23 protein-coding genes are annotated in these 26,011 nt (G+C 62.1%); 10 read left to right on the forward strand and 13 right to left on the reverse strand.

Annotated elements, in window-relative coordinates; translation table 11 throughout:
* Positions 1-2: 2 nt before the first annotated feature.
* A complete protein-coding gene (locus tag P8L30_07765) occupies positions 3-1,085 on the forward strand; it encodes a DUF1028 domain-containing protein (GenBank protein ID MDG2240085.1) in 1,083 nt (360 codons plus the stop codon).
* Positions 1,086-1,088: 3 nt separating this feature from the next.
* On the opposite strand, the gene P8L30_07770 is transcribed toward P8L30_07765, so the two are convergent.
* The 4 genes from P8L30_07770 to P8L30_07785 form a co-directional block, all read right to left on the reverse strand.
* Positions 1,089-1,463, reverse strand: coding sequence for a cupin domain-containing protein (locus tag P8L30_07770; protein MDG2240086.1), 375 nt, complete (start codon positions 1,461-1,463; stop codon positions 1,089-1,091).
* On the reverse strand, positions 1,460-2,914 hold the full coding sequence (locus P8L30_07775; protein ID MDG2240087.1) for an aldo/keto reductase: 1,455 nt from the start codon (positions 2,912-2,914) through the stop codon (positions 1,460-1,462). The genes P8L30_07770 and P8L30_07775 overlap by 4 nt, the downstream gene beginning before the upstream one ends.
* A gap of 2 nt (positions 2,915-2,916) precedes the next feature.
* On the reverse strand, positions 2,917-4,419 hold the full coding sequence (locus P8L30_07780; protein ID MDG2240088.1) for an APC family permease: 1,503 nt from the start codon (positions 4,417-4,419) through the stop codon (positions 2,917-2,919).
* Between the two features lie 123 nt (positions 4,420-4,542).
* Positions 4,543-6,648 (reverse strand): MMPL family transporter, encoded by a 2,106-nt coding sequence (locus P8L30_07785; GenBank protein ID MDG2240089.1) that lies wholly within the window; start codon positions 6,646-6,648, stop codon positions 4,543-4,545.
* Between the two features lie 100 nt (positions 6,649-6,748).
* Here P8L30_07785 and P8L30_07790 point away from each other — a divergent pair, with 100 nt between their 5' ends.
* On the forward strand, positions 6,749-7,198 hold the full coding sequence (locus P8L30_07790) for a nuclear transport factor 2 family protein (protein MDG2240090.1): 450 nt from the start codon (positions 6,749-6,751) through the stop codon (positions 7,196-7,198).
* Positions 7,199-7,203: 5 nt separating this feature from the next.
* Here P8L30_07790 and P8L30_07795 read toward each other — a convergent pair whose 3' ends face one another.
* Positions 7,204-8,514 (reverse strand): hypothetical protein, encoded by a 1,311-nt coding sequence (locus P8L30_07795; GenBank protein ID MDG2240091.1) that lies wholly within the window; start codon positions 8,512-8,514, stop codon positions 7,204-7,206.
* 143 nt (positions 8,515-8,657) lie between these two features.
* Between P8L30_07795 and P8L30_07800 the strand changes: the two genes are divergently transcribed.
* Positions 8,658-8,813, forward strand: coding sequence for a hypothetical protein (locus P8L30_07800; GenBank protein MDG2240092.1), 156 nt, complete (start codon positions 8,658-8,660; stop codon positions 8,811-8,813).
* Positions 8,814-9,380: 567 nt separating this feature from the next.
* Here the strand turns inward: P8L30_07800 and P8L30_07805 are convergent.
* Entirely contained in the window at positions 9,381-10,094 is a 714-nt protein-coding gene (locus P8L30_07805) for an FKBP-type peptidyl-prolyl cis-trans isomerase (GenBank protein MDG2240093.1), read from the reverse strand.
* A 207-nt stretch (positions 10,095-10,301) separates the two neighbouring features.
* Between P8L30_07805 and P8L30_07810 the strand changes: the two genes are divergently transcribed.
* The 4 genes from P8L30_07810 to nadC all read left to right on the forward strand — a co-directional run bounded on the left by P8L30_07810 (position 10,302) and on the right by nadC (position 16,829).
* Entirely contained in the window at positions 10,302-12,917 is a 2,616-nt protein-coding gene (locus P8L30_07810) for a prolyl oligopeptidase family serine peptidase (protein ID MDG2240094.1), read from the forward strand.
* Between the two features lie 294 nt (positions 12,918-13,211).
* Positions 13,212-14,891 (forward strand): serine hydrolase, encoded by a 1,680-nt coding sequence (locus P8L30_07815; GenBank protein MDG2240095.1) that lies wholly within the window; start codon positions 13,212-13,214, stop codon positions 14,889-14,891.
* Positions 14,892-15,015: 124 nt separating this feature from the next.
* The gene (gene nadA, locus P8L30_07820; protein MDG2240096.1) at positions 15,016-15,993 is read left to right on the forward strand and encodes a quinolinate synthase NadA; all 978 of its coding nucleotides are present in this window, start codon (positions 15,016-15,018) and stop codon (positions 15,991-15,993) included.
* A 26-nt stretch (positions 15,994-16,019) separates the two neighbouring features.
* Entirely contained in the window at positions 16,020-16,829 is an 810-nt protein-coding gene (nadC, locus tag P8L30_07825; protein MDG2240097.1) for a carboxylating nicotinate-nucleotide diphosphorylase, read from the forward strand.
* Between the two features lie 6 nt (positions 16,830-16,835).
* Here nadC and P8L30_07830 read toward each other — a convergent pair whose 3' ends face one another.
* Positions 16,836-17,936, reverse strand: a complete 1,101-nt coding sequence (locus tag P8L30_07830; GenBank protein MDG2240098.1) for a hypothetical protein — start codon at positions 17,934-17,936, stop codon at positions 16,836-16,838.
* A 133-nt stretch (positions 17,937-18,069) separates the two neighbouring features.
* Between P8L30_07830 and P8L30_07835 the strand changes: the two genes are divergently transcribed.
* Positions 18,070-18,531: a DUF4399 domain-containing protein gene (locus P8L30_07835; protein ID MDG2240099.1), complete on the forward strand. Its 462-nt coding sequence runs from the start codon at positions 18,070-18,072 to the stop codon at positions 18,529-18,531.
* 6 nt (positions 18,532-18,537) lie between these two features.
* On the opposite strand, the gene P8L30_07840 is transcribed toward P8L30_07835, so the two are convergent.
* A complete protein-coding gene (locus tag P8L30_07840) occupies positions 18,538-18,738 on the reverse strand; it encodes a hypothetical protein (GenBank protein MDG2240100.1) in 201 nt (66 codons plus the stop codon).
* A gap of 6 nt (positions 18,739-18,744) precedes the next feature.
* Positions 18,745-19,779, reverse strand: coding sequence for a hypothetical protein (locus tag P8L30_07845; GenBank protein ID MDG2240101.1), 1,035 nt, complete (start codon positions 19,777-19,779; stop codon positions 18,745-18,747).
* A gap of 84 nt (positions 19,780-19,863) precedes the next feature.
* On the opposite strand from P8L30_07845, the gene P8L30_07850 reads away from it, so the two are divergent.
* Entirely contained in the window at positions 19,864-20,292 is a 429-nt protein-coding gene (locus P8L30_07850; GenBank protein ID MDG2240102.1) for a hypothetical protein, read from the forward strand.
* A gap of 16 nt (positions 20,293-20,308) precedes the next feature.
* On the opposite strand, the gene P8L30_07855 is transcribed toward P8L30_07850, so the two are convergent.
* The 4 genes from P8L30_07855 to P8L30_07870 are packed head-to-tail and all read right to left on the reverse strand — an operon-like array spanning position 20,309 to position 23,284.
* Positions 20,309-21,304, reverse strand: a complete 996-nt coding sequence (locus tag P8L30_07855; GenBank protein ID MDG2240103.1) for a Gfo/Idh/MocA family oxidoreductase — start codon at positions 21,302-21,304, stop codon at positions 20,309-20,311.
* A 12-nt stretch (positions 21,305-21,316) separates the two neighbouring features.
* The gene (locus P8L30_07860) at positions 21,317-22,504 is read right to left on the reverse strand and encodes a Gfo/Idh/MocA family oxidoreductase (GenBank protein MDG2240104.1); all 1,188 of its coding nucleotides are present in this window, start codon (positions 22,502-22,504) and stop codon (positions 21,317-21,319) included.
* Between the two features lie 58 nt (positions 22,505-22,562).
* Positions 22,563-22,817 carry a hypothetical protein gene (locus P8L30_07865; GenBank protein ID MDG2240105.1) on the reverse strand — a complete coding sequence of 85 codons (255 nt, stop codon included), beginning with the start codon at positions 22,815-22,817 and terminating at the stop codon, positions 22,563-22,565.
* A complete protein-coding gene (locus P8L30_07870) occupies positions 22,814-23,284 on the reverse strand; it encodes a sigma factor (GenBank protein MDG2240106.1) in 471 nt (156 codons plus the stop codon). The genes P8L30_07865 and P8L30_07870 overlap by 4 nt, the downstream gene beginning before the upstream one ends.
* 70 nt (positions 23,285-23,354) lie before the next feature.
* Here P8L30_07870 and P8L30_07875 point away from each other — a divergent pair, with 70 nt between their 5' ends.
* Positions 23,355-25,916 (forward strand): zinc-dependent metalloprotease, encoded by a 2,562-nt coding sequence (locus P8L30_07875; protein MDG2240107.1) that lies wholly within the window; start codon positions 23,355-23,357, stop codon positions 25,914-25,916.
* Positions 25,917-26,011: the final 95 nt, after the last annotated feature.

A 26,011-nucleotide genomic window follows, 5' to 3' on the forward strand; every position in this document is an offset into this window, starting at 1 on the left:
ACATGAAGACTCCCCGGCTCCGTCTCGTCGTGTCACGCACTGTTGTCCTCTTGGCCTTGGCTGGCATTACCGTCCCCGCGACGATTGAAGCTCAGGAGCCGGCCGAGTGGGGCGAAGAGCTGGTCTTCCACACGTTCTCGATCGCCGCCGTCGACCCAGTCACACGAGAGTCGGGGGTTGCAGTCACGACACGCGTCCCATGTGTCGGTAATGGCGTGCCCTGGGTGCGTGCCGGCGTGGGGGCCGTAGCGACCCAGGCGTCGACACGGACCGAGTACGGCCAAGAGTTGCTCGACTTCATGGAGGGGGGGCTATCCCCCCAAGAAGCGATGGACCGAGCCATTGCGAGTGACCCGGACTCGCCACGTCGGCAAGTCGGCGTCGTGGGTATGGACGGGACGTCTGCGCAGCACACAGGCACGCTCCCGGGAGCCTGGGCAGGCCACCGTTCAGGTCCGAACTACGCAACTCAGGGCAACGTACTCGTGGGGCCTGAGGTGATCGCGGCGGTGGCTGCGACGTTCGAGGCGAGCGAAGGCTCCGGACGTCACCTCGCAGACCGACTCATTGAGGCACTCGCGGCCGGGCAGTCCCTCGGCGGAGACCGCCGTGAAGGGCGTTTTCAGTCCGCCGCGGTCATCGTGGCCGATCCACGGGAGGGACGTTCACGCAGACCCGATGGGTACACGGCGAACATCAACGTCTGCCAACACGACACCCCTGTTGCCGAGCTTCGGCGCATCTATTCAACGATTTCGGGTACGCTCGGCTTCCGAGAGTTGTCGCAGCCGTCGGGCATCGACGTGTGGCAAGTGAAGCTCATCATGCACGCGCTCGAGTATTACATGGCCAACTTCGAAGTCATCACGCGCGAAGACGGCTGGCAGTTCTATGACGACGCGATCGTGGCTGCGGTCGAACGATTCAGGGCCGATCACGGCCTCAGCAACGCCTCATCCAGTGGCAGCCCTGCAGGTTTGGTGAACGCCGGGCTCGTCGAACTGATGTGGGCCGAACTCGACGGCACCGGGAAGACGGCTGAGATCCGTCAGGAGATCCGTAACCTCACCGCGGTCCGCAGATAGGGCCTATTCCCCTGCGGACGAATCCAGCCAGGTCGTGTTCGTACCCAGATTGATGGCGAGATGGGCTCCGGCGGTACCCGGCGCTGCGCCGTGCCAGTGCTCGTTGCCCGCTTCGATCACGACGACGTCGCCCTCTGCGAGCACGAGTTCCGTACCGGCACGGTCCACGACCACGCACGTGCCGGCCAGGCCGAACAAGAGTTGAGCGTCATCATGAACATGCCAGTTCGTCCGCGCGCCCTCGGCGAACGAGACACGATACAGCCGCACATCCTGGCCGTCGTCTGGACCCAACAGCCGCTGCATGGTCGCGGGAAGGACGAAGTTGTTCGCGTCTGCCGGATTGTGGGGCACGGCGCCGGAGTCGATGCGTCTCATCCGTCACCTCCCGACACAATGGCCTCTGCCTCCATCTCGACCACGTAACCGTCGCCGATCAGTCCAGCGTTCACGAGGGTGTTCGCCGGCTGGATGTCTCTGAACCGTTTTCCGTGAGCGCGCGACACCGGGTCCCAGACGTCGGGGTCGCCGATGTAGATCCGGGTCCTCACTACGTCTTCCAGAACTCCACCGAGCGATTGGATCGCCCCTTCCACCTTGTCGATGATGTAGTGCATTTGGGACGCAGGGTCCGCACTCCCAATGAGCCGATCGCCATGCGTCGCCGTGGTCCCGGACACCAAGATTCGGTCCCCCTTTTTGACGGCCCGCGAGAAGCCGGCGAGATCCTCCCACACCGTCCCGCTCAACGCCTTCGTACGACCATCCGACCCGATTTCAGTTGGATAGGGAGACGGGAAGTCATCGAAGTGGTCACTCAAGTCGCCCGCTGCGGTCAGAAAGGGTGGCTTCCGGTATTCGTCACCACATCCACCGGGGATCGGATCGAGCGCCGCGACGGCCGCGGCAATTTCTTGGAGACTCTCATCGTCCCATTCGATGTCGAACATCCGCTGGTTGTCGTCCAAATGTTCGCTGAGGCCCAGCCGGGCACCGACGATCACACCTGCCACCGCCGGCGCGTCCAACATGTACCGAGTCGCGACATTGGCCATCGAAGCGCCAACACGCGTGGAAGCCCGCTGCACGGCCCCCAAAAGGGACTGGAGCTTGGACCATCCACCTGCCGTGTCGATGAACCGTTTGTACTTCATTTGCGACCAAGTCTCGAGGTCACTCATGTCCGGCTCTGGAACGTCTAGCCAGCGCTCAGTAAGCAATCCCCCGGCCAGTGTACCGAACGCGAGGACCTTCACGTCATAGCGGGCACAGACATCAGCCATATCGCCCGCTGCGCGCTGATCCAGGAGCGAGTAACAGACCTGGTTCGACACGATGTCGACGCCGCTCTCACACAACATCGCCACGTGGGCGGCATCGGTATTCGTCAGCCCAATATGTCGAATCAGCCCGTCGTCCTTGAGCGCCTGCAATTCAAACATGCAGTCCAGCCAACTCGGATCGGCATAGCTCCATGCGTGGAACTGGAGCAAGTCGATCGAATCGCGTTTCATTCGATCCAATGCCCTTTGAACTGCACGCCGCACATCTTCGGCGGACTTCGGCCCGGGATTAGGCACCCACTTCGTGCACAGCTGCGCCGTATCAGGCCATCGCTCTTCGTATCGGCCAGCGATCAGTTCCGATGAACCATAGTGATCCGCCATGTCGAAGGTGGTGAGGCCGGCTCCGACGTAGCGCGCCATCTCTTCCGAGGCGTCGTCGAGATCCAGCGCTGAACCTTCACGCTCCATATCCGCGACTTGCCACAGACCGGTAACGATTCGGGAGATTTCGAGGCCAGGCGCCAGTTCAGTTCTCTCCACCATGGTCATTCCGGCGGTAGTGCGAGGAAGTGGGCATCGGTGTCGACTCCGTTCTTCTTCAGAGTCGCAAGTTCTTTGAAGTAAATCACCGAAGCGAGCGCCATGACCCCAACCCACAGCACAGTGGAATGGAAGTACCAGGCTTCCACATCGGCATTCAGATCCTTCATGATGTGAACGACTAGGAAGACACCCAGCAGGACGAAGCCAGCCCCTGCTAGCGGAACCTGCAGAGACCGATTCGGGAGAACGGTGACGTCCTTGGCGATTTCAGGATTGTGCCCCGGCAGAGTGATCACCGTGACACACATGAGCATGAAATTGACCAACATGGACGTCACCAGAATGTCGACGCCGAGGAAGAAGTCACCAGCGAGGTGACTCCCAAGAATCGCGATGGACGCCATCACACCCGAAAGCACCAACGCCACGTGGGGAGTGTGCCAGATGGGGTGAACCGCCGCGACGCCTCGAGGAAATACTCCGTCCTCCGCCCATGCGAACATCAGTCGTGACACCGCAAGAAGCATGGCGGGCAGGTCGTTGATGAGCGCCACAGACGCCCCGGCGACGATCAAGACAGTCCACGTCGGCGACAGCACGTACCCCAGTAGCCCGGGCGCGGTGAGGTCCTGGGCTTGTGCGCGTTCCGCGACGAAACTCCAGGGGACCGTGTGGTAGACGGCCGCGGTGAAGAGCATGTAGAAGCTCCCCACCGTTAGAACAGCGATCCCGATCGCGAGCGGTAGGTTCCGGCTGGGATTCTTGGCTTCGCCACCAGCCTGAGCGATGGAGTCGAAGCCGATGAAGCTCGAGAAGAGGATGGCTCCAGCCGCGATGAATCCGGTCCATGTGAACGGAGTCTCTGGAGCAACGGGCACCGCGACACCTTCAGCCGCCATCAGCCCGGCAGCGAAGTCTCCCTGATCGAACCAGAAGCCGGCCACGATAACGACCCCTCCCAGAACGAACATGACGTACATCATCGGGACGAGAATGCCCTGGTAGAGCTTCAGTCCCCGCATGTTGATGCCGACCGACGTCCACAAGAACGCCAGGGCGATACCGACCCGGATGGGCCCCGTATCGAGCGCAGCCGCCACGCCATCCATCCCTACCGCCGCAACGACGTCACGAATGAAGGGGATCATGAGGTAGGACACGACGCCTATCGCGATCGACAGACCGAACCACTGCGAGAAACTGGCGACAAAGCCCAGGTAGGGATTCAGTCCCCGACTCGCATAGATGTAGCTCCCGCCGGCTCTCGGCATGGCGGAGGCCAGGATCGCATAAGCGAGTGCTGCGAGGATCGCGGGCACCGCCGCGAATACATACGCAGAGAGGACGTATGGCCCGATTCCCGGGACACTCCGCTGGAGCATGAACGGCACGATATTGATGGCCGCCCCGAGCATTGAGCAGATCCCTGTCGCAGCAAGGCCCATGAGGCCGAGGCGGCGAGTCAGGCCGGTCGCGTTCGAAGCCGTTCCAGGCGTATCGGACATACGGGGTCTTGGTAGGAGTTGGCGGGGCGGGAGAAGCTGTCGGGTGGGCGTGGCTCGGCGCAAGCAAGTCGGTGAGCCGCCCGGTACCCCGCCCCTCACCGAGCCAGTGTCGATCGTCCCGAACTAGGCGGGATCGGCATCCCCCCGTCCCCCGATTCCCGCCAATCGCGGCAAGACCACCAACGCCATCGTCGCCGCTGTGGCCGTGCCCAGCATGACGGCCAAGCCGAACCTGCGCGTGGGCGGGAAGCTGGACATCACGAAGATCCCGAAGCCGGCGCAGATAATGGCCGTGGCACCCAGGACAGGCGCCCGGATCTGTGACAACGCCACCGCCCAGGGATATTCGGTCCGAAGGGCCTCGAGCCGCCTGACGCGCACGACGAGGTGGATCATCGAGTCCACGCCCATCGCCAAGGCGACGTTCGCGGCGGGCGAAGTAATGATGTCGACTGCGATCCCGAAGTGGCCGAACGTCCCGAGGACGACCAACGGGATCCCGGCCAGGCAGATCCACATCTTCGCCGTGACCGCCGCAGATCTCGACACGACGAACCCGAAGAGGATGAACAGCAGCAACAGGCCCCCGATGCCGACACGGAGGCTGGAGGCGATGAGATGTCCGAGTTGAGCCTGAAGATCGTACAGTCCGCTGACGAGAACCGGCTCGAGACCTGCATCCCGGGCGCTGCCACTGAGTCGTTCGATGACTTCGTCGCGCGACCCAGCACGAGTCGATTCGTGCATGCGCATGAAGTAGTGCCCCTGGTCGCGCTCTGGGGACACATAAGCCAGTCCGGCCCCTCCCAATTCGGGACTCGACGCCAGGTCTAGGAGGATCTCGAGGCTGAAGAAACGAGCCAGTGGCATCGTTCGCGCATGCCCGATCAGTGTCGCGGGTGACAGAACCATGCCGACGGCCGGATCGGCTTCGAGCGAGGCCTGGAAGACTTCCATCTTGGCGAAGACCTCGGGAGAGTCGAGACGACCCCCGCCCTGATCGCGTATGACGATATCGAGCGTGCTACTCCCCCCGTCCCGGTCGATCATCTCCAGACCTTCACGCAGCGGGTCGCCTGACGCGAAGTAGGTCAAGAGGCCTGGGTCGGTGTCTAACCGGAGGGTCCCCAATCCCAGTACGGCAATGATCACCCCAGCAACGACTACGGTCGAAGGGCCCGCTCGGGGGCTGCCCGTTGAACCTCCCACTTCGGATGCGGTCCTCACCTTGGCCCATCGTGCGAGGAACGCCGGATACACGGTATATGCGACGGCCATCGCGATAAGAGCGCCCACCGCTCCGGCCATACCCAATTCACGAAGAGGCTTTGCGGAAGCAGTCAGGAGACTGAGGAAACCGAGGAGCGTCGTGGTCATACTCCAGAACGACCCTTCAAGGGTGTCCCGCACACCCTCAGACAGAGCCAACTGTCGGTTCTGAGCACCCGTTCCTGTCCGCGTGGCGCGGGCCCAGTTCGCCGTAAGAAAAACGACGTGGGACAGCGTGAGCACGAACACAATCGTGACGAGATTCGCCGTCAACAATCCGATGGCAATCCCGGCCGACTGGATGATGACCAGCGTGACTGAGACCGCCACGAAACAGGTCACCAAAGTGCCCAGAACGATCGCGCCATCGCGATACACGAGACCGACAAGCAACGCGAAAAGGAGCACCGCAGCGAGGCTGAACACCACGAGATCCTGAAAGAGGTTTCGGCGAATCAGCTCCACGATCACCGGGACCCCGGACATGACGACCCCGAAGTCTGGACTGTCGAAGTCGGCGAGCACAGCCTCGACCCGTGGGAGAAGCACTTCCGGGTCCGTCCCGTCCACCATGATCAAGATGTTGGTCGCGAGCGAATCCGGCGTCAGTAGAATCTGAGCGAACATCGGACTTCGCCGCGGGTCCTCCGTTGCGATGCTGTACCGACCGTCGATGCCCTCAAGTGCGTAGAGAGCATCGGCGAGCGCCTCCACCCTGTTCTCGTATGCTCGCCGGTCGCCGACTCGGTCTTCAGCCCTGACAATGATCTGGGGGCTCGATCCGTATTGGCTCGCGATCTCACGAGATGCTTCGAGTTGTGGATCGTCCTCCGCGAAGAAGAAACCCTCCTCGACCTGCGGAGACAGATCGACGAGCAAACGCACGGCGAGAAGTCCCACAACGGCCATGCCGATCGCGCCCCACGCCGCGCCACGGCGCATCCACAACTTAGATAGCATCTGCAAAACCTCCCTGCGCCACGTTACCGTCCGGAACATCCCCACGCGTACATCGTAGGGGGATCGACATGAGTAGGCTCGAATTCATAGGGAGGCACGCGTGCGTCATCGCGCTTTAGGTTTGGGCTTGGTTCTGCTGGTCTTTGGAGCGGTTCCGAACATCTCCGCGCAGGAGGCCGAAGTCGAGGCCGCCGTGCACGCCACCCTCGGCGCATGGAGCGCCGGAGAGTACGCCGACTTCGTCGCCCAGTATCAGGCGGACGCTCGTGGCTTCTTCTTGGACGGAGGCCCGCTGATGGATGGCGGCTTCAATGTCGCCTTGCTTCAGGCTGCTGCGAACGCAGGATTTGCGGCCGACGTCGACGTCCAAGATCTCGACGTGCAGATCCACGGGCAGACCGCCATTTCCGTTGCGTACCTGACCGGGTCGCTCACACTCCCCGGAGGACTCGTCATGCCCGGCACGTGGCGGTACTCCGAGACTCGCGTCTCCACAGACGACGGATGGAAGGTGATCCAGTTCCATGTCTCCCCACAGGAAGGGATGTAGCCGATCTACCGGACTCGGTCGATGACCTCTCGAAAGAGTCGATCGGCCAGCTGCTCGGCCAGCTCTTCGAGCGCCGCCTGCTGCACCTCGGCGCGCTGTTTTTCCAAAAGGTCGGGATCGAAGTAGCGAGACTCGTTTGAACTCAGTTGCAACTCGCGCGGATTCTCGCCGTAGACGCCGCGCTCGAATCCGCCGGTCTCTCGTCCTGATTCGACGAACCGCTCCAGCTCGTCGCCATCTCTATCGACGACAATGACCTCCGCGCGAACTTCGAGGACGTAGCGCCCTCGTTCCAGGGTCCAGGGTACGAGTTCACCGTCCCGCTTCCGTGCCCATGCGGAAGTTCTTCGGACATTTTGATCGGTCATGCTCACGTAGGTCACCTCGATCAGAGCCCCGAGATCTGAGCCGACTGCGTCCATCACACGACTCACTTGTCGTGCGTTGAGGGGCCGCCCCCCACTCGCCGCGTCCCGTGCCTCGCGACGCACCAGCGCGGAATTGGCCACCGCTACAAAGGGGGGCGGCGTTACCCAGTAGTCGATCTCTAGATTGTCCGATAGCTCGTCCTGGTAGTGCGAACCCACCGAGTCTCGGACATCAGACCGGCTCGTGAGCGGAAGAATCGCGATACGCACCATGCCCAGGTCCAGAGCCTCGTTCCGAATGTCGTCCGCTCTACGGACGGTGCCACGCGTAGGAGGTGACTGCAGATCGACCGCTTCACCCGCGCGGGCGAAGGCCGCTTTGTAGTACCGGTCTCCCAGGTCGTACTCCGCCCAGTCCAACAGCAGATCGATCTCGGCAGCTACGGAGGCCTCACGCTGGGCCGAGGAAGCTCCGAAGTCCGATCTCGCCCTCCGCAACGCCCGCTGCGCGTCTCTCATCTCGCCATCGGCCGCGACCGAGGCCGCGTACTGCATGAGCCCGTCGATCGCGTCGTCGAACGATTGGCGCCTCAGCTGGTTATAGTCCGCAGGTGGCGTCAGTCCCACGCCGACCTCACGGCCGCGGGCAAAAAGTGCATCGGTACGACGGAATGCCTCAGCGGCTCGAATGGGATCACCGGCACCGACGAGGTCGTCTGCGGACTTCATCGCGAGCATGACGGCGGTATCCGAAACCGCTACGAAAAGCTCTCTCGCTTGGACGAGTTCATCGTCCTTATCGACCGCATCCGCGTAGCGATACGCGGCCTCCAAATACCGCCCCTCGTTCTGGAGCTCGATACCCTCCGCCAGCCGATCACTCGCGGACGCACACCCTGAAACGGCCAGAGCGAGACAAAGCAGGACGCTACTTAGACGACTCGACATGGATTCTCCAATGAACGGCGGCGACAGATCGACGCTACGGGAAAGTTAGAAAGGAGACGCCCGGCCGTCACGGCACATCGCTTGTCTCGGCCGGGGCAGGACCCAAGCTAGCCTCCTCTACGAAACGACCCCGGAGGTACGCAGTGCTTCGCTACACCCTCGTCCGACGCATCTTCTTCGTAATGGCCGCAGTCGCTGTCGACCCCGCGAACTCAGCCACGCAGGAACTCTTTGCGGGGTACCCTGGGGCCCGGATAGGCGGCGCGTACATGCAGAACTTCTATCTGCAGCGGGCATGAGCATCAGAGCGTTGATTATGAACACAGAAGAGCCCAAACGTCAGGATCGTGATGGGCAACGCGAGCGCGAGTAGCAAGGGTTTGATAAAACCGTTCGCAAGCCCGAGTCCCGGCGCACCGAACACCTCCGCCTTCCCGGATCGCTTCACAACGATGGTCGGGTTGCCCGGATCTTACCCAGGTGACGCTTCCGACCTCTCGGCTCTTACCGGAAAACAGATCCGCCTACTTGATCGGCGAACTCGACACGGGATGGGTCGACGGCTCAGAAAATACGTTTGCCTCCATGCAGGAGCTAGGGATCTGCGCGACGCTCGAAGTCATGGACGGTCAGGGAAATGTGCTCGCGCTGGGTCCTCGGGACCTTATGGACGGGATCGACCAAGCATACGGGAAGGAACACCAAGCGGCGTTAGATCCGAAGAGGCGGTTGAGTGGTGACATGGCCCCAGGCTGTTTGACGTGTACTTCGGTTGTACGGAATAGGCGGCCATGCCGCCGCCTGTTCCGTTCAGCCCGCGCGACCCCATCTCGTAGCGGGGTCGCGCAGACCGATCAAACGGGTCGTCAGTTTTCGACGATTGCGAGCAGCTCAATCTCAAAAATCAGCGTCGCGTTCGGGCCGATAACACCCTGCGAACCCTGGGGACCGTAGGCAATTTCCGACGGGATCACGAACTTGTAGTGACTGCCCACGGCCATCAGCATCAGCGCTTCTCCGAAACCCGGGATCACGCCGCCCACTCCGAACTGAGCCGGCTCGCCACCGTACGACGAATCAAACTCGGAGCCGTCGATCAACGTTCCCCGGTAGTGCAGTTGGATTTGATCCGCAGCGGTCGGCATCGAGCCGTCGCCTTGAGCGATGACCTCGTACTGCAGGCCACTCTCGGTCGTCATCACGCCCTCCTTGCCACCGTTCTCAGCGAGGAACGCGGCGCCCTCTTCGAGGTTCGTTGCGGCGCTCGCCTCGTACGCGGCTTGGGATGCGGCCTGCATCTCCTCAGCAAACTGACTGAGAACCATCTGGAGTTCTTCCGGCTCGATCGCCGGGTCGGATCCCTGCAGCGCGTCTTCCACACCACGCAGGAAAGCCATGCGGTCCAGGCGGTCCTTGGTCTCCGAGATCTGACTACCAACGTTCAGGCCGATGCCATAAGAGGCCTTCTGGTCGTTCGAGTCGAGCGCGGCCGACGACATATCCATACTACCCTCTGAGGCTGTGCACGCCGCTAGAAGCGTTGCAACGCCGAGCGCCGCCGTGCCGAGTCGAATTCGCATATCTGATCCTTAGTCTTTGTATCACCCACCGCGGATCCATCCGCTAGGGCTGAAAAATAGAGAGCCGAAAGGTAATCGCAGCCAGGAAAACGCCCAACGGTGCATCGGGCCGTATCTATCCATAATGTCTATCTCGGCACACTTTATCCGGAGCCGAAGCGATCCCGATTTTTCGGGATGCCGTTGAATTCACTGGAGGCACCGTTCATGACCACGTCCGCCCGCAGGCTTCTTCTTTGGATCTTGCTCGTTGCCGCTCCCTGCGTAATCGCTGTACCAGCCGTTGCCCAGGACGCGACCGATTCAGAGGCAATCCTCGCTGCCAAGGACTGGGTCGCGCCTCCAGGGAGCATCGCTGAAGCGGTTCTCGCCCCTCGTTACTTGAATGCAACGCTCACGAACATCAGCCCGGACAAGGCGTGGTTCTTCCACATGATCGGTGAAGGCCCGCCGACCATGGAGCGCTTCTCTCGCCCGTTCGACGAACTAGGCGGGCAATTCTACGACCGTCAGGCGAATCGTCACCGGAACCTGACGACACGATCCAGCGTGGGCATCAACATCATTTCCGCCGAGGACGGTTCGGTTATCGAGGTATCAATTCCAGAAGGGGCGAAAGCCTCCAACGCGACTTGGTCGCCGGACGGCTCGCAGTTGGCTTTCTTCGTCCACACGGACGACGAGACGCACATCTACGTGGCTGACCCCACGGATGGTGATTCTCGACAAATCACACGCTCACCCGTGCTCGCCACCCTGGTTCAGAGCTTCGAGTGGACCGCAGATTCGCAGGAGATCGCGACGGTCCTAATCCCGGACAACCGCGCGGTGCGACCGGAAGAACGCCGCGTGCCCACGGGTCCGCAGGTGAAGCAGACGGAGGAAGGCGAAAACGTGCTCCGTACCTATGCCAGCCTCATGGAAACACCGTATCACGAAGAGCTTCTCGAGTGGCACGTCACCGGCCAGCTCGCGAGCATCTCTGTAGACGACCGTCGCGTCACTCGGGTCGGCTCGCCATCAATGATCCGGAGTTTCGACTTCTCACCTACCGGTGAGTTCTCGCGCGTCACACTGATGCAGCGGCCGTTCAGCTACGTCGTCCCTGTCACCAGCTTCGGCCGCACCGAGCAGATCTGGGACCGCACCGGGAGCATGTTGGCGGAGATCGATGTCACCGAACTGAACACAGGACTCAGAGGGGCACCTTCCGCTCCTGGAGTCGGTGGGGACGAAGAAGAGCCCGACCGGCGGCAGCTGGCTTGGAGAGAAGACGGCGCCGGTCTGACCTTCTTGCAGCAAGAAGCTGCCGAAGAGGATGAGGATGAGGCCGAAGAGGACAGTGGCCGCGGCGGTCGAGCTGGCGGTGCCCGCCAACCCGACCGGGTAATGTTGTGGAGCGCCCCTTTTGGTGAGGACAACGTCACCGTCGTCTACGAGAGCTCTCAGAGACTGGCATCCCATCGCTTCTCTCTAGATCACAACATGCTGTTTCTTTCCCGCCGCCCCCAGGGGGGTGGCTTTGGTAGCTCTGCAGCGCGTGGCACCGTGACAGAATTCGCGGTCGACCTGTCAGATCCCGAAACAGCGTATACCATCGCCGAATACGAGGCCGACGACTTCTACGCCAATGCTGGCACACTTCTGCTGGCGGGCGGGCAAGTCGCGGGCGGCGGGCGGGGACGTGGAGGCAGCGCCGGCGGTCAGATTGTCCAGACTTCAGCCGACGGTGCTTCGGTTTTCCTATCAGGAACGCAGTACAACGAAGATCCGATGGCCGGCAGCCCCATGAACTTCCTGGACCGGGTCGACATCCGGACCGGAGAGACCGAGCGACTCTACGAGAGTTCGAACGACGGGCAGTACGAACGCATCGTTTCTGTAGTGGATGTCGACGCGGAAGACTTCATAGTGTCGCGTGAGACGACCACAGATGTGCCCCAGTCGTACCGGTTCTCCAATGGCCAGCGAACCCAGCTGACCCAGAACATCGACTACACCCCGGATATCACGAATGCGCCCAGGCAGCGCTTCACCGTGGAGCGCCCGGACGGATTCCGCTTCCTAGTGAACGTCCAGCTTCCGCCGGGCTGGGACGGTGAGGAACGACTACCCGCCATGTTCTGGTTCTATCCGCGCGAGTTCACGGACCAAGAGTCCTACGACGATCGCGGTCGCACCTACAACAAGAACGCGTTCGAGAACTACGGCACGCGCTCCATGCAGTACCTCGTCCGGTTGGGGTACGCTGTCGTGACGCCTGACGCGCCAATTGTCGGGAAGCAGGGCGCGATGAACAACAATTACGAGCACGACCTGCGGAATAATCTGGCTGCTGTAATCGACGAGTTGGACGAACGCGGCATCATCGACCGACGTCGCCTCGGGCTCGGAGGCCATTCGTACGGCGCGTTCGGGACGGTGAATGCGATGGTGCACACGCCGTTCTTCAAAGCAGGCATTGCAGGGGACGGAAACTACAACCGCACCCTGACACCGCTCAGTTTCCAAAGTGAACGGCGCTTCCTGTGGGATGCGAAGGACGTGTACCTGGGAATGTCACCCTTTCTCTATGCGAACAACCTGACCGGCGCGCTGCTGATGTATCACGGCCTCCAAGACCAGAACGTGGGAACGGATCCGATCCATTCGCCGAAGCTCTTCCATGCGCTCAACGGATTGAACAAGCCGGCGGCCATGTACCTGTATCCCTTCGAGGACCACGGACCGGCGACAGAAGAAACGCTGCTCGACCTTTGGGCTCGTTGGACAGCGTGGCTCGATATTCATCTCGAGCCCCAGAGGAAGCCGATCACGCAGTAGCCAAGGGCCGGCCTGAGCCCACTCACAACCTTCATCTGCTCTGACGCGTCTCACACATATATGCGATCGAGCGGTTGTCGGAATACGGAGCCGGCACTGACCGTGCGGTATTGTGACCGAAGACGGTGCGAATGAGGTACGGATCCGTTGGAGCGACTTCGCGGGGATGCAGATTTCTCGCTGCCGTCCCGTCCGGCCAATCTCTAAATTCCGCTCGGCCCATAGACCGGGCGGGGTTTTGTCTTGAGCGTCCCCGCCGCACTATACGGCCTGAACTCTCAACCGGACGTGCGCATGACTCCGACTGACCTAGCTCGTTTCACAGCCTTTACTGCCCTCGCCACGACGCTCGCGGTGGCTACCCCGACCATGGCTCAGATCCCCGCCGACGCCGCTCAGCGGGTCGACGAGATTTTTTCCCGCTGGGACTCGAATACGTCGGCTGGATGCGCCGTCGGCGTATCGGTGAACGGCCTCACCGTTCTCGAGCGAGCCTACGGGATGGCGGACCTCGAACACGGAATCCGGAATACACCGGCGACAATCTTCGAAGGTGGATCGCTGTCCAAGCAATTCACGTCGGCGGCAATCGTGCTCCTCGCCATGGACGGTAAGATCTCCCTCGACGACGACGTCCGAAAATACATCCCGGAGCTTCCGGACTACGGCGATCCGATCACCCTGAAGCATCTGATGACACATACGAGCGGACTCCGGGACTGGGGCTCCGTTGCCCAGATATCCACGTGGGGACGTGAACAGCGCAGTCATGACCACGATTGGGTCGTCGACATTCTCAGCCGGCAAACCGCTCTGAACTACGAACCCGGCCGCCAGTATTCCTACACGAACTCGGGATACAACCTGCTCGCGGTGATCGTGGCTCGGGCGGGTGGAATGTCCTTTGCAGAGTTCTCGACGGAGCGCGTGTTCAAGCCACTGGGCCTGACGAACACGCAGTGGAGAGACGACTATCGCCGCATCGTTCCTGGCCGGAGTTCGGCTTACAACGCAACCCAGGACGGCGGCTGGGAAATCAACCGGCCCATCGAATACGTGCATGGAAACGGAGGAATCCTCACCACGGTCGGCGACCTCACCCGGTGGAACCAGGCACTCACCGACGAGCGCTTCGGGCCGGATTTTACCCGCATGATGCACGACCAAGCCGAACTCAACGACGGGTCTCAGATCACCTACGCGGGTGGCCTACAGGTGAACAGGAGTATGGGCGTCCGCACCATCTCTCATACGGGTTCGACGTCAGGATACCGCGCTTTCGCGGCCAGATATCCGGACCAAGGACTATCCGTCTCGATGCTGTGCAACGCCTCGAACGCTCCAACCGGCGGCAATGGGCAGGCCGTCGCCCGAGTTTACTTGGGCGATGCCGTACAGGACCCTGTCGCCGCTGAGGGGGTCCCAGTGTCCGCGGAAACGCTGGAGGCCTACGCCGGGCTCTATCGTGACCCCGTCACCGGCAACACGGTGAATTTGCGGGTCTCGAATGGGACGCTCCGCGCCGGCACAGCACGACTGACCCCACTCTCTGACACCCGATTTCAGGTCGGGACCAGGCAGACCTTCTATGACTTTCATAAAGATGGCCCGGGACGTCCGTCCTTCAGCGTCAACTCTTGGGAGTACACAAAACTAAGCTACGAGCCCGTGGACGCCTGGCAGCCCAGCTCGGCTGAACTGGCCGCCTTTGTCGGCACTTATGAGAGCACGGAAGCCGAGACGACGTATGAGATCACCGTCGAGGACGGCGCTTTGATCGTGTGGCAGCGGCCCGGTCACACCTTCGAACTCACGCCGGTCTACGAGAACGCCTTCCGGGGACGATCCGGGTCTATTCTACGCTTTCGGCGCGACGCGGACGGCCAGATTGAAGGGTTGAGCCTCAGCGTCTCGCGCGTCTACGACATGCACTTCAAGCGAACCGGGAGGCCAGCCTCCGTGACCGACCAATAGCCCGATGTCCGCTGACGGCAGGTGACCAAGAAGGAAGCTGGAACCCCTCAATCCATTCGACGTATTGAACGAGCGCCGTGTTCCATTACCGTTTCGGTTCGGTGACCAACTGCTGGAGTCCTAAGTGAGTTCCACGTCCGCACCAGTCAGCCCGCGCGAGCGGCTGCAGGGTGTGCTGCCCGAAGTCGAGATCGTAGCGCTCACGCCGTTGATCGAAGAGATCGACGAGCTGAAGCGAACTCGTAACGCCGTGGTGCTCGCCCATAACTATATGACGCCAGATATCTACCACGGCGTGGCAGATCTGAAGGGTGACTCCCTCGCACTCGCTCGCATGGCAGGAGAGACCGAGGCCGAGGTCATCGTGATGGCCGGGGTCCACTTCATGGCCGAGACGGCCAAGATCGTGAATCCGGACAAGACGGTGCTCATCCCGCACACGGAAGCCGGGTGCTCCCTCGCGGACGGGATCACAGGCGCTGACGTACGGCTCCTGAAAGAACGATATCCCGGCGTCCCAGTTGTCACCTACGTGAACACTTCGGCAGATGTGAAGGCCGAATCGGATATCTGCTGCACTTCTGGGAATGCGGTCGAGGTCGTCAACTCGCTCGGGGCCGATCGGGTCATCTTCCTCCCGGACCAGTACCTAGGAAAGTGGGTCGCAACCCAGACCGACGTTGAGATCATTCTCTATGAAGGGTCGTGCATGGTGCACGAACGCTTCACCGGAGAAGAACTACGCGGCTACCGTGCGCTCACGCCCGGCGTGCAGATCATCGCCCATCCGGAGTGCCCACCCGATGTCCTCGAGGAGGCCGATTTCGTGGGGTCCACCGCGGGGATGATCCGCTGGGTGCATGACGAACGCCCCAGTCACGTCGTCATGGTTACCGAGTGTTCGATGGCAGACAACGTGGCCATCGAGTCTCCGGACACTGAATTCGTGAGGCCCTGTAACCTGTGTCCGCACATGAAGCGGATCACGCTGGAGGGAATCCGGGACAGCCTCCGCGATATGAAACACGTCGTCGAGGTCGACCCTGAGGTCGCCGCACGTGCCCAGTCTGCCGTGAGTCGTATGCTCGAGGTACCCGCCTGACGACTGAATCTGCTCTCGACGGCTTCCTGAGAGCCGCCCTCGAGGAAGATCTCGGCGAGAACGGCGACCTAACGTCACAGAGTGTCATCCCGGACGACGCCATCGTCGTGGGTGCGCTCGTGGCCCGAGAGGCCGGATTCATCGCGGGCCTCGATGTGGCACTGCGCGTGTTCACCCTGGTCGATCCGGAGGTCGAAGTGACCCGGATCGTTACTCACGGATCTCGTGTCGAACCGGGCCACGACCTAGCTGTGGTGGCCGGGCCAGCACGTTCGTTGTTGGCCGCTGAACGGCTTGCGTTGAACCTGCTGGGGCAGCTGAGCGGTGTGGCCACCTCCACGCGCGCCCTGGTGGATCGGGTCGCGGGCACGAAGGCCACCATAATCGATACCCGAAAGACCGTGCCAGGTATGCGCTCCCTTCAGAAGGCGGCGGTCCTCGCGGGTGGTGGTGGCAATCACCGCATGGGGCTCTACGACGCAGTGCTCATCAAGGACAACCACATCGCGGCGGCAGGATCCGCCGCCGCGGCGGTCACGTCAGCGCGTGCTTATGTCGGGCCGGACACGAAGGTCGAAGTCGAGATCGATTCGGTAGACGATCTGGATGCCGTCATCGAGGCCGGAGCCGACATCGTGATGTTGGACAACATGGACCCCGAGACGATGCGGGCCGCTGTGGAGCTGGCAGCCGGCCGGTGTGTACTCGAGGCTTCCGGGGGCATCACTCTTGAGACCGTCCGTGCCGTCGCGGAAACTGGCGTCGACTGGATCTCCGTGGGATGGATCACACACTCCGCGCCCGCGCTCGACGTCGCGTTGGACTTCGAAGCCTAGGCAAGACTAGGAGCCGGACGGCACCTCTGAAGCCCGACCACCGATCGCCAAGTGAGCGATCCGCCCGCCAGGGCCGACCGCCCAGCCATCCTCAGCTCCCGTGTGGGCGACCGCCCAATAGCTAAGGGTGTCGACGGTGACCCACGTCTCCGCAAAGTCAGTGGACCATGAGAGACCCCGCGGGCCCACGGCGAGGATGTGAGACTCCGGCCCGAAATCAACTAGAGCCGCCCCGTAGACGGGGCCATCAATGGAAGGGGCCGCAGCGAGCTGCCACGTCGCTCCACCGTCCAGGGTCGTGACCATGTTGTCGGTACGCACGGAGTCCTGACCAATGATGCCGCCCATGGCGATCCCGCGGCTCTCGCGGTTCATCTGAACCGTAGTGAGGCCGGCAGAAGTGCCGCCCGGAACCGGTACATCGGTGGCAGTCCACGTCACACCGTAGTCCATAGTGCTCAGCACTCGAGCTCGCTCCCCATTCCCAGTCGCGATCCACGCACGACCGTCGTCGCCGGTGACGAGACAGGTGCCGCTCGCGGCGAAACCACCCTCGCCTTGGAGGGCTACCGGTAGCCTTTCGGCAGGCACACGTCCCCATGTGGCTCCACCATCTTCGGTGGACAAAATGAAGGGGACCCCGTCCACCGCATCGCCATACACGAGGCCTCGGTCCTCGGACCAGAAATCCATGCAGTCTATGAAGGCGGCGCGGTCATACGCGGTGTATTGAAGTGTCCAACTCTGACCTCGGTCGTCCGTCCGGTAGATCCGCGACAGGTCGCCGTTCCCGGAGCTCATGAGGTAGGCACCGAATCCACCGAAGGCGTGGACATCGCGGAACTGAAGCCCCTCCGCGCCTTCTACCGTACCGGCCGTCCACGTTTCCCCGCGATCGACGGAATGCACCCACGTGGCCTGGTGGCCGCTTGCCCAAATCACCCCACCGTCCCCAAAGCTGATTGCCTGAAGAAGCGCGTCCGTACCGGACTCTTGGAGCGTGAGTGTGAGGGTGGGGGTCCACTCCGTTTCAGTCGCATGGTCCGCGATGGGCCCACATGCGGTCGCCATGAGGAGCGTGAAAAGGGCCAGGGATGTGCGACGCATGAACAACTCCGTGTGGATGGGCCACCCAAGCTACGCTTCCCCCCGTGGCGCGCCCACACCGCCTTTGTGTAGACTGCTGGAGCATACAAATCGATGACCGCGCTTTCAGACTCTCCTCCCTTCCCTGAATGCCATGAAGAACGCGTATCCCCTGTCCGTCATATTTCTCGCCGGATCTGTCCTAGCCTGTGGTGATGCCCCTCCGGCAGAAGAACCCGCCGAGGCCACACCAGAAGAAGAGGTGTCCACCGCAGATGCCCGTGTGATGATCACCGGGCCCGAAGAAGGTGCGGTCATCATGGGTGACCAAGTCACGGTCGAATTGGTAGTCGCCGGTGTTGCCATCGCGCCGGCCGGCGCCCTCGTACCAGGCACCGGACATCACCACCTGTATCTGGATGCGGACCTGACGGACGGCTCAGTACCCGTGCCCTCGGTCCCGGGCAGCATCATTCACATGGGGGACGGTTCTTCGGAGTACATCTTCGAGGGGGTCGCGCCCGGTGAGCACCGGCTGATCGCTGTTCTAGCGGACGGGGTGCACATGCCGCTTCAGCCGTGGGTCGTGGACACCATCAGGTTCACTGTGAACTGAACAGTTCTAGAGCTTCCTGAAGGCCCCTGATTTCTCAGTCACGACTGCGTAGCCACCGACCGACTTTGGGATCCCCGAAGCCGCGCCGGACACATACACCTTCAAGCAGGGCTTTCCGCGTTTTTCGCCGATGGCAACACCGGTGACACCCGGCTTGCCCATGACCTTCTGGGCGAGATCACGCTGCGCTGAATTGATGTCGGCCATTCGCGGCTAGTTGCCGTCGATCTTCACGCTGAACCGCTCGAGCACCAACTCGATCGGGTTCGCGAGTGTGGTGACCGTCGTGCCCGCGAAGAGCAGTCCAACAGGCCTGCGGTCGGCGAGGAGAACACCGTCGGTCACGATGAGCGACCCGGAGTCTCCGCCCGCGCTGAAGCGATTCCCGGAGATAACGATCTGTCCTTCGAAGCGCGCTGTCCCACCTGGGTAGGCCACGTCCATGATCGCGTTCACCCCAGAGATTCGACCCTCTGTGTGCCCAGTCGTCCGCCCGTACTTCTGGACGCTCATGCCCAACCGGGCCTCCACGGTCCAAGGCTTCGGCGTCCCGTAGCTGCCATCGGGTGTGGAGTTCCCCAGATCGGCTTCGCTCGACAGCGCGATCGCGGCGTCGAGTTTGTTCAACTCACAGGCGCGACCCGCGCAGAACGAGATCGGCTCGAAGTCGTAGAGCGTTCCGATGGCGTCCTGCCCAGCTCGCCCCCCATCGACTTTGCCCGGCTGCAGTAACTCGTCGCCCTTACTCCCGCGGTTGTTGTTCGCAGCTACATGGTTGTTGCTCAGCGCGAACACCTGAGAACCGTTCGTAACTCGCGCTCCGATGGTGCCTGCCGTGACGTCCGGATGGCCAGTGCTCACACCAATGGGAACAGGCCGCGGATGATTGACCTTCGGGTCGAAGGCTTCCGAGTCGGCATCCGCCGGAGCACCGAGAGCCACGAAGCGACCCGTGACTTCCGGGATGACCTCGATGCCCAGCACATTCTGCGGGAACGTCGCCGCCCCCAGGGACTCGAGGTACACCTTGAGCACCGCGTTTCCCCGCCCATCCACACCAATCGCCGTCCCTACGACACCGTCACGAGCCAACCATTCACTGGTCACCTGAGACTGGAGGCTCATCGCGGCATCAAACGAAGCATTCGAGTACTCGAACGGGCCTTGGGAACCCGCGAAGATCAGCAGATCGGCGATTAAAGCGAGGACCAGGCCGACGCGCGAACGGAGCAATCGAATGAGTCTCATAATAGGATATACGGAGACACGGGGGTCTTAGGTTCCGAATAGGTGTATACCCAGCATACACGGCGCACAGTAGGGAGGCACAGGATGACGAAGATTCGACAGGCGGCACTGCTTCTATTTGTTGCTTTCTTGGGTGCCTGTGGAGGGCCGCCTGCACCGGGGGATTCCGGGTATCCTTACAATGTTGAGGGGGCCTACTCCGGCACGCTCGGCGTGGACGGCCAGGGCTTCGCGGTCGAGGCGTCCATCATCACGGAGGGCGGAGGCCTCGTGTCCGGCGTGTTCCGGGTCACCCAGCCCGTCGAGATCGTCGGAGTGATCGAAGGCACGCTGCTCGGTGATCAGCTCGACATCATGATCGACTACCGGAACAATCCTATGACCGGGTGCGACGGCACGGTCGGCGGGGTCGCCACTGTGTCGGAGGGCGGAGGTGTCCTGACCGGGTCCATGATGATCACGGACTGCACGGACCAACTCAGCGGAGATATGCGACTCACCCGAGGGTCCTAACGAGCAACGATCTCCGCTAAAGCGAGACCGGTCGCCCGCCGTTTCGTGCAGAAGCGTACAACGCTTCGATGACGCGCAAGTTCGATGCTGCCTCTGCCCCTGTGTAACGAAGGGGCCCGTCGTTCAACGCAGCATCCGCAAAGTGCTCGACCATTAGCTGGTACTCGTCGGCACCCGTCACCGGGTGCTGGATGGCGCCGTCCCGACCTCTCAACTCCTCGATCACCACGTCCCCTTTCCCGGGCAGGAACGAGGACTCGACCCGCAGCACACCGTCCGTACCCGCGGCCTCGAAGAACTCGCACCGTTCGGTTGTCAGTGAGCAGTCGAAGTGTGCAGTCAGGTCATCGTCAAAGCGGAGCGTGCCGGTGAGCTGATCGTCGACATCACCCGCGGTCCATCGCGCGAAGGCCTGAACCTCCACCGGCTCCTTCCCGGCAATCGTTCGGGCCGAATTCACGCAGTAGCAGCCCACGTCCATGAGGGCTCCGCCACCTAGTGCCGCATCCATCCGGATATTCGCCGGGTTGGTCAGCTTGAACGAGAACGCGCTCCGAATCACGCGTAGATCTCCGACCACGCCGTCGCGGACCATCTCCACCGCTCGATCCATCCGAGGATGGAAACGGTACATGAACGCCTCCATGAGCTTCACACCGTTTGCGTCGGCCGCTGCCTGCATCTCTAGACACTCCGCCGCATCGAGCGCGAGTGGCTTTTCGCACAGGACGTGCTTCCCGGCCTGCGCGGCCCGGATCGTCCATGGATTGTGCAGGCTATTGGGGAGCGGGATGTAGACGGCGTCCACGTCTTCGGCTTCGATGAGCGCCTCGTAGGTACCGTAAGACTTGGGGATACCCCACTGCTCCGCGAAGGCGCTGGCGCGCTCGGCGTCACGAGAAGCAACGGCGACGAGTTCCCCATTCGCCGAGGCCTGAATGGCCGGATTCACTGCGGCACGACCAATGTTCGCAGTGCTCAGGACTCCCCAGCGGAGCTTTCTGTCGGTCATTTGGAGGCTGCCTCAGTAAGGGCTCTGCTGAGCGTCGTCATGAAAATCCTGGGCCAAGGGCAGTCCAACCCAACGGTGCTCCCGGTGCGACTGGGCCACAGCATTGATGATCTCCTGCACACGTGCGCTTTGCGCAAAGTTGCCCTGATTGGTGTCTCCACCCTCCAGGATCTCCTGACAGAAGTTATGCACTAGGTTCCCGTAGAACGCCGTGCCCCAGGGGTCATCGTCCTGGAAGCCGGGCGGAAAGTACTGCTCGGGAATCTCCTGCTGGACGAACTCGACGGCATCGGGTTTCGCGGTATGGATCGTCTGAATCACTCCGAACTCCTCGACGAGCCGAACTTGAATCGCTCCCTCTGAGCCGAAGATCCGCGCTTCGATGCCCGGATAATTCCCCACCGTCACGTAGCTGGACTGCATGGAGAAGAGTGCACCGTTTTCGGCCTCGGCCATGAACATGTCCGCATCGTCGATGTTGATGCGTTCGCGCTCGGTGTCGAGGTTCGTGCGCCTCCGGAACGGCACCATGTTGGCCAAGATGCCAACGACCTCCTTGAGTTCACTCCCGACGCACTCTAGACCAATGTCGATCGTGGGTGCCCCGTACCCTTCCAGCGACGACACGGTGATGCCTTCGCGTGTCAGCTCCGTTCCCCATTCCGGCTCACCCTCTGGCCGCACCCTATGGATGCGCTTGTCCATGGGGTTGTCGGGATCGAGCCACTGCGAGTTCTGCTCGTAGCCATTAAAGACGTAAGGCTCGCCAATGAAGCCCTGCCGAATCAGGTCGAACATGTACATGACGGCGGGAGCGTATCGGAAGGTCAGGCCGACCTTCGTCTTCAGGCCCTTCGCGTCAGCCAACGCTTGGGCTTTCCACACGTCGCGATAGTCGTGGCAGACCGGCTTCTCGACCAAGCAGTGTTTCCCGGCCTCGAGCGCCTCGAAGACGAGGTCCTGGTGGTCGCCGCGGGTGACGACGTCGATGACGTCGATGTCGTCACGTTCGAGCAGTTCCCGATAGTTCGTGGTGACACTCGGGATGTCGAACTCGGACGCGCGCGCCTCCGCGAGGTCGATGTGGAGGTCGCTGATCGCAACGAGTTCGCACAGAGGCGAGCGATGGAATCCGGGGAGATGGGCGGTCTTGCACCAGCGACCTGCGCCAATGACTCCGACCCTTAGTGGTTGGTTCATGGGGCGCAAAGTGTCGTCTCAACGCGATCCTAGCGAGATCCGACGCGCTCGGCTCGTCCTAAATGAGCACGAGTGGAAGCCCAAGGAGGAACAGCGCGCTGGTGATGATCACGCTGACGAAGCCCATAGACCGGAACGGCTGCTCTTCGACATCTGAGATCCGGATGAGGAAACCCACCCCGTGGTTCATACGCAGCATCATTCGTGACGCGACCACAGCCATCACGCGTAACCAGAGCCACGCAGAGGTGAAGAAGGCCGAATAGAAGAAGAGTCCGACCGGCAGTCCCATAGTCCCCGCGTCGAACGTCACAACGGTGTTGCCCGGGTCACGGGACGCGACCGGGACATCGTACCCAAAAAACCGCTATGAGCGAGAGACCAAACGTGAAGGCCAGGTCGAGCAGCATGCCGGTCAGGTATGAGCCCCTCGTCTCCAATAGAGAGTTGAGGGATGGACCGGACGCTCGTCCCGAAGTCGGCTACGCCGAGCCATGCACCCATCTTGGTCCAGCTTTCCGCAGTCAGCGACTTCTCCGCCTTCCCGAAGCTGTGCGCCCACGTCATGGCTTGGCCCTTCGCCTTGTAGGCCGGCAACGCGGAGTGAATTCGCAGCAGTACGCTTTGCGCTACGTCCTCGGCGATGTCAGTGCTACCGGTCCAGATCACCGCCCAGCGACACACCCTGGGCCGCAATTCAGTGAATAACCTCCTGACATATCCATGGTCACCGCTTTGGGCGAGTCGAATGAGGTCGTCCATTGAGGTGCGTTGGGACACAGAGGCTCGCGGGATCGCACACCTCATTGCATGATGTCCACCTGACACGCATCCAGAGGAGTTACATCAGATGATTCAACGCATCCTTCGCTCGTTCTTGAGCCTCACAGTGCTCGCCGCGGTGGCCCTCGCCACGGTACCAGAGCAAGCAGAAGCTCAGCGCGGCGGTGGCGCCGGTGGAGCTGCGGCAGGCGAACTGCCATCGATCGCCGACAAGACAGAGGGCATGGACCGTATGGACGGCTTCCTCCCGCTGTACTGGGATGCCGACATGGGCCAGCTCTGGATGGAGATTCCGGAGATGGGCGTCGAGATGATCCACTTCATGGGATACGGGGCCGGACTCGGATCGAACGATCTCGGACTCGACCGCGGAGCGCTGCGTGGCTCGCGAATCGTGAAGTTCGAGCGCGTGGGTCGGAAGATCCTGATGGTGCAGCCGAACTACCGGTTCCGTGCCCAGAGCGACAACCCGGACGAGCGGCGCGCCGTCCGTGACGCCTTCGCCCGCTCCGTCATCTGGGACTTCGCCCCTGCGGCAGAGACGGGTGGCAGAGTGCTCGTGGACGCGACGCCGTTCGTGCTCGCCGACCACATCAATGCCGGCGCGTCGATGCAGCCCGGTACGTATCGGCTGGATGCGAATCGCAGCACCGTCTTCATGGAGATGACGAACGTCTTCCCCACGAATACGGAGATGGAAGCCGAGCTGACCTTCGTGAACGCCGCCGGCGGCGGCGGTCGGGGCTTCGGGCGCGGTGGCGGCGGCTTCGAGGGCGTGAGCAGCGTGGCAGCTACGGGTGCCGCAGCGAGCATTCGCCTGCATCACTCGTTCGTTGGGCTTCCCGACGACAACTACGAGCCACGCATGTACGACCCACGGTCGGGCTACGGCGCGAACTCGTTCCAGGACTACGCGGTCCCGCTCGGTGAGGACATGACGCAACGGGCCATCCGCCGTCATCGCCTCGAGAAGCAGAACCCCAATGCGGCCATGAGCGACCCGGTCGAGCCGATCATCTACTACTTGGATCCCGGCACGCCTGAGCCCGTACGCTCGGCGCTTCTGGACGGTGCTCGTTGGTGGGACCAGGCGTTCGAGGCTGCCGGGTACAACAACGCCTTCCAGGTCAGGATGCGGCCAGACAGCATCAGTTCGTTGGACGCGCGCTACAATGTGATCAACTGGGTGCACCGTTCAACGCGTGGTTGGTCCACGGGTGGCTCCGTGACTGACCCGCGCACCGGAGAGATCATCAAGGGTGTCGTGACCCTCGGCTCTCTGCGTGTTCGTCAGGACTACATGATGGCAGAGGGAATGCTGTCACCCTACACCGACGGTGATGAGAACCCACCGGAGCTTTCCGAGTGGGCGCTCGCGCGCATCCGGCAGCTGTCCGCGCACGAAGTCGGACACACCATCGGGTTGGGGCACAACTACTACAACTCGACCGCGGGCCGCATCTCCGTGCTGGACTATCCGCACCCGCTGGTGACGCTCGAGAACGGACGGCTCGACCACTCCGAGGTCTACGACACAGACATCGGCGAATGGGACATCGCCTCAATCAAGTACGGCTACTCGGACTTCCCGGACGGAACGGACGAAGAAGCCGAGCTCATGGAGATACTTCAGGACGCATGGGACGACGACGTCCGCTACATGACGGGCGGGGATGTCGGCAACGGGCCGCAGGCCGATCAGTGGGCAAACGGCACCGATATGGCCGCCGAACTCAACCGCATGATGGATGTACGCGCGGCGGCGATGTCGAACTTCGGTGAAGCCGCGATCCGTGGTGGCCGCCCCATGGCCACGATCGAAGAAGCGCTGGTGCCGCTCTACATGTACCACCGGTACCAGGTCGCATCGACTGCGACTGCGGTAGGTGGTGTGGAATACGTCTACGCGACCCGGGGTGACGGGCTGACACCGTTCGAGACCGTCTCCGCCAGTGCCCAGCGGGAAGCCCTGAGTGCCCTCATGCGCACGCTACAGCCGTCGGAGTTGGCGCTGCCACGTGACGTGATCGGACTGATTCCGCCTCGTCCGCCGGGATACGGACGGAGCCGCGAGACGTTCCCGCGCTACACGGGCGGGCGTTTCGACGCGGTAACACCAGCAGTCGTGGCTGCGAGTCACACCGTAAATAGCCTGCTCACGGCTGACCGCGCGGCGCGGCTGGTTCAGCAGTCGATGTTGGACGATGACCAGCTGAGTCTTGATGCCGTGCTCGGCGGCCTGATCCGCTCGACCTTCGGTGAGATGTCGTCCGATGCCTACGAGGCACAGATCCAGCAGGCCGTTCAGGCCATCGTGATCGACCGGATGATGTGGCTCGCCGGAAACGCGAGCATGCATTCGGTACGGGCCACGACGAACGGGATGCTGGACCGGATGAAGACCCGTCTCGCAGAGGCGGGTCCGCACGGCATGACCCTCGCTCAGGAAATCGAGCGTTTCATGGAGCGTCCACATGCACCGGCTGAAGCAGTCGGCGGCGTAAATGCACCTCCGGGTGCGCCCATCGGGCAGCCGGCAATGAACTGGATGATCGGGTCTCCGGCGCAGGACTGGTTGAGTCTGACGGAGCCGTGGTGCACCTGGGACAACGAGATCGTTTGGAACTAGACGACTTCTCGGCCTTCTAGGCGGAAAACGACCCCCGGTGCCGTGAGGCGCCGGGGGTCGTTTCGTCGGGTGGGCACGGCCCGCCCGAGAGAAAT

This window comes from Longimicrobiales bacterium, from assembly GCA_029245345.1.
In the GTDB taxonomy this organism is placed as follows: domain Bacteria; phylum Gemmatimonadota; class Gemmatimonadetes; order Longimicrobiales; family Gaopeijiaceae; genus CALFPJ01.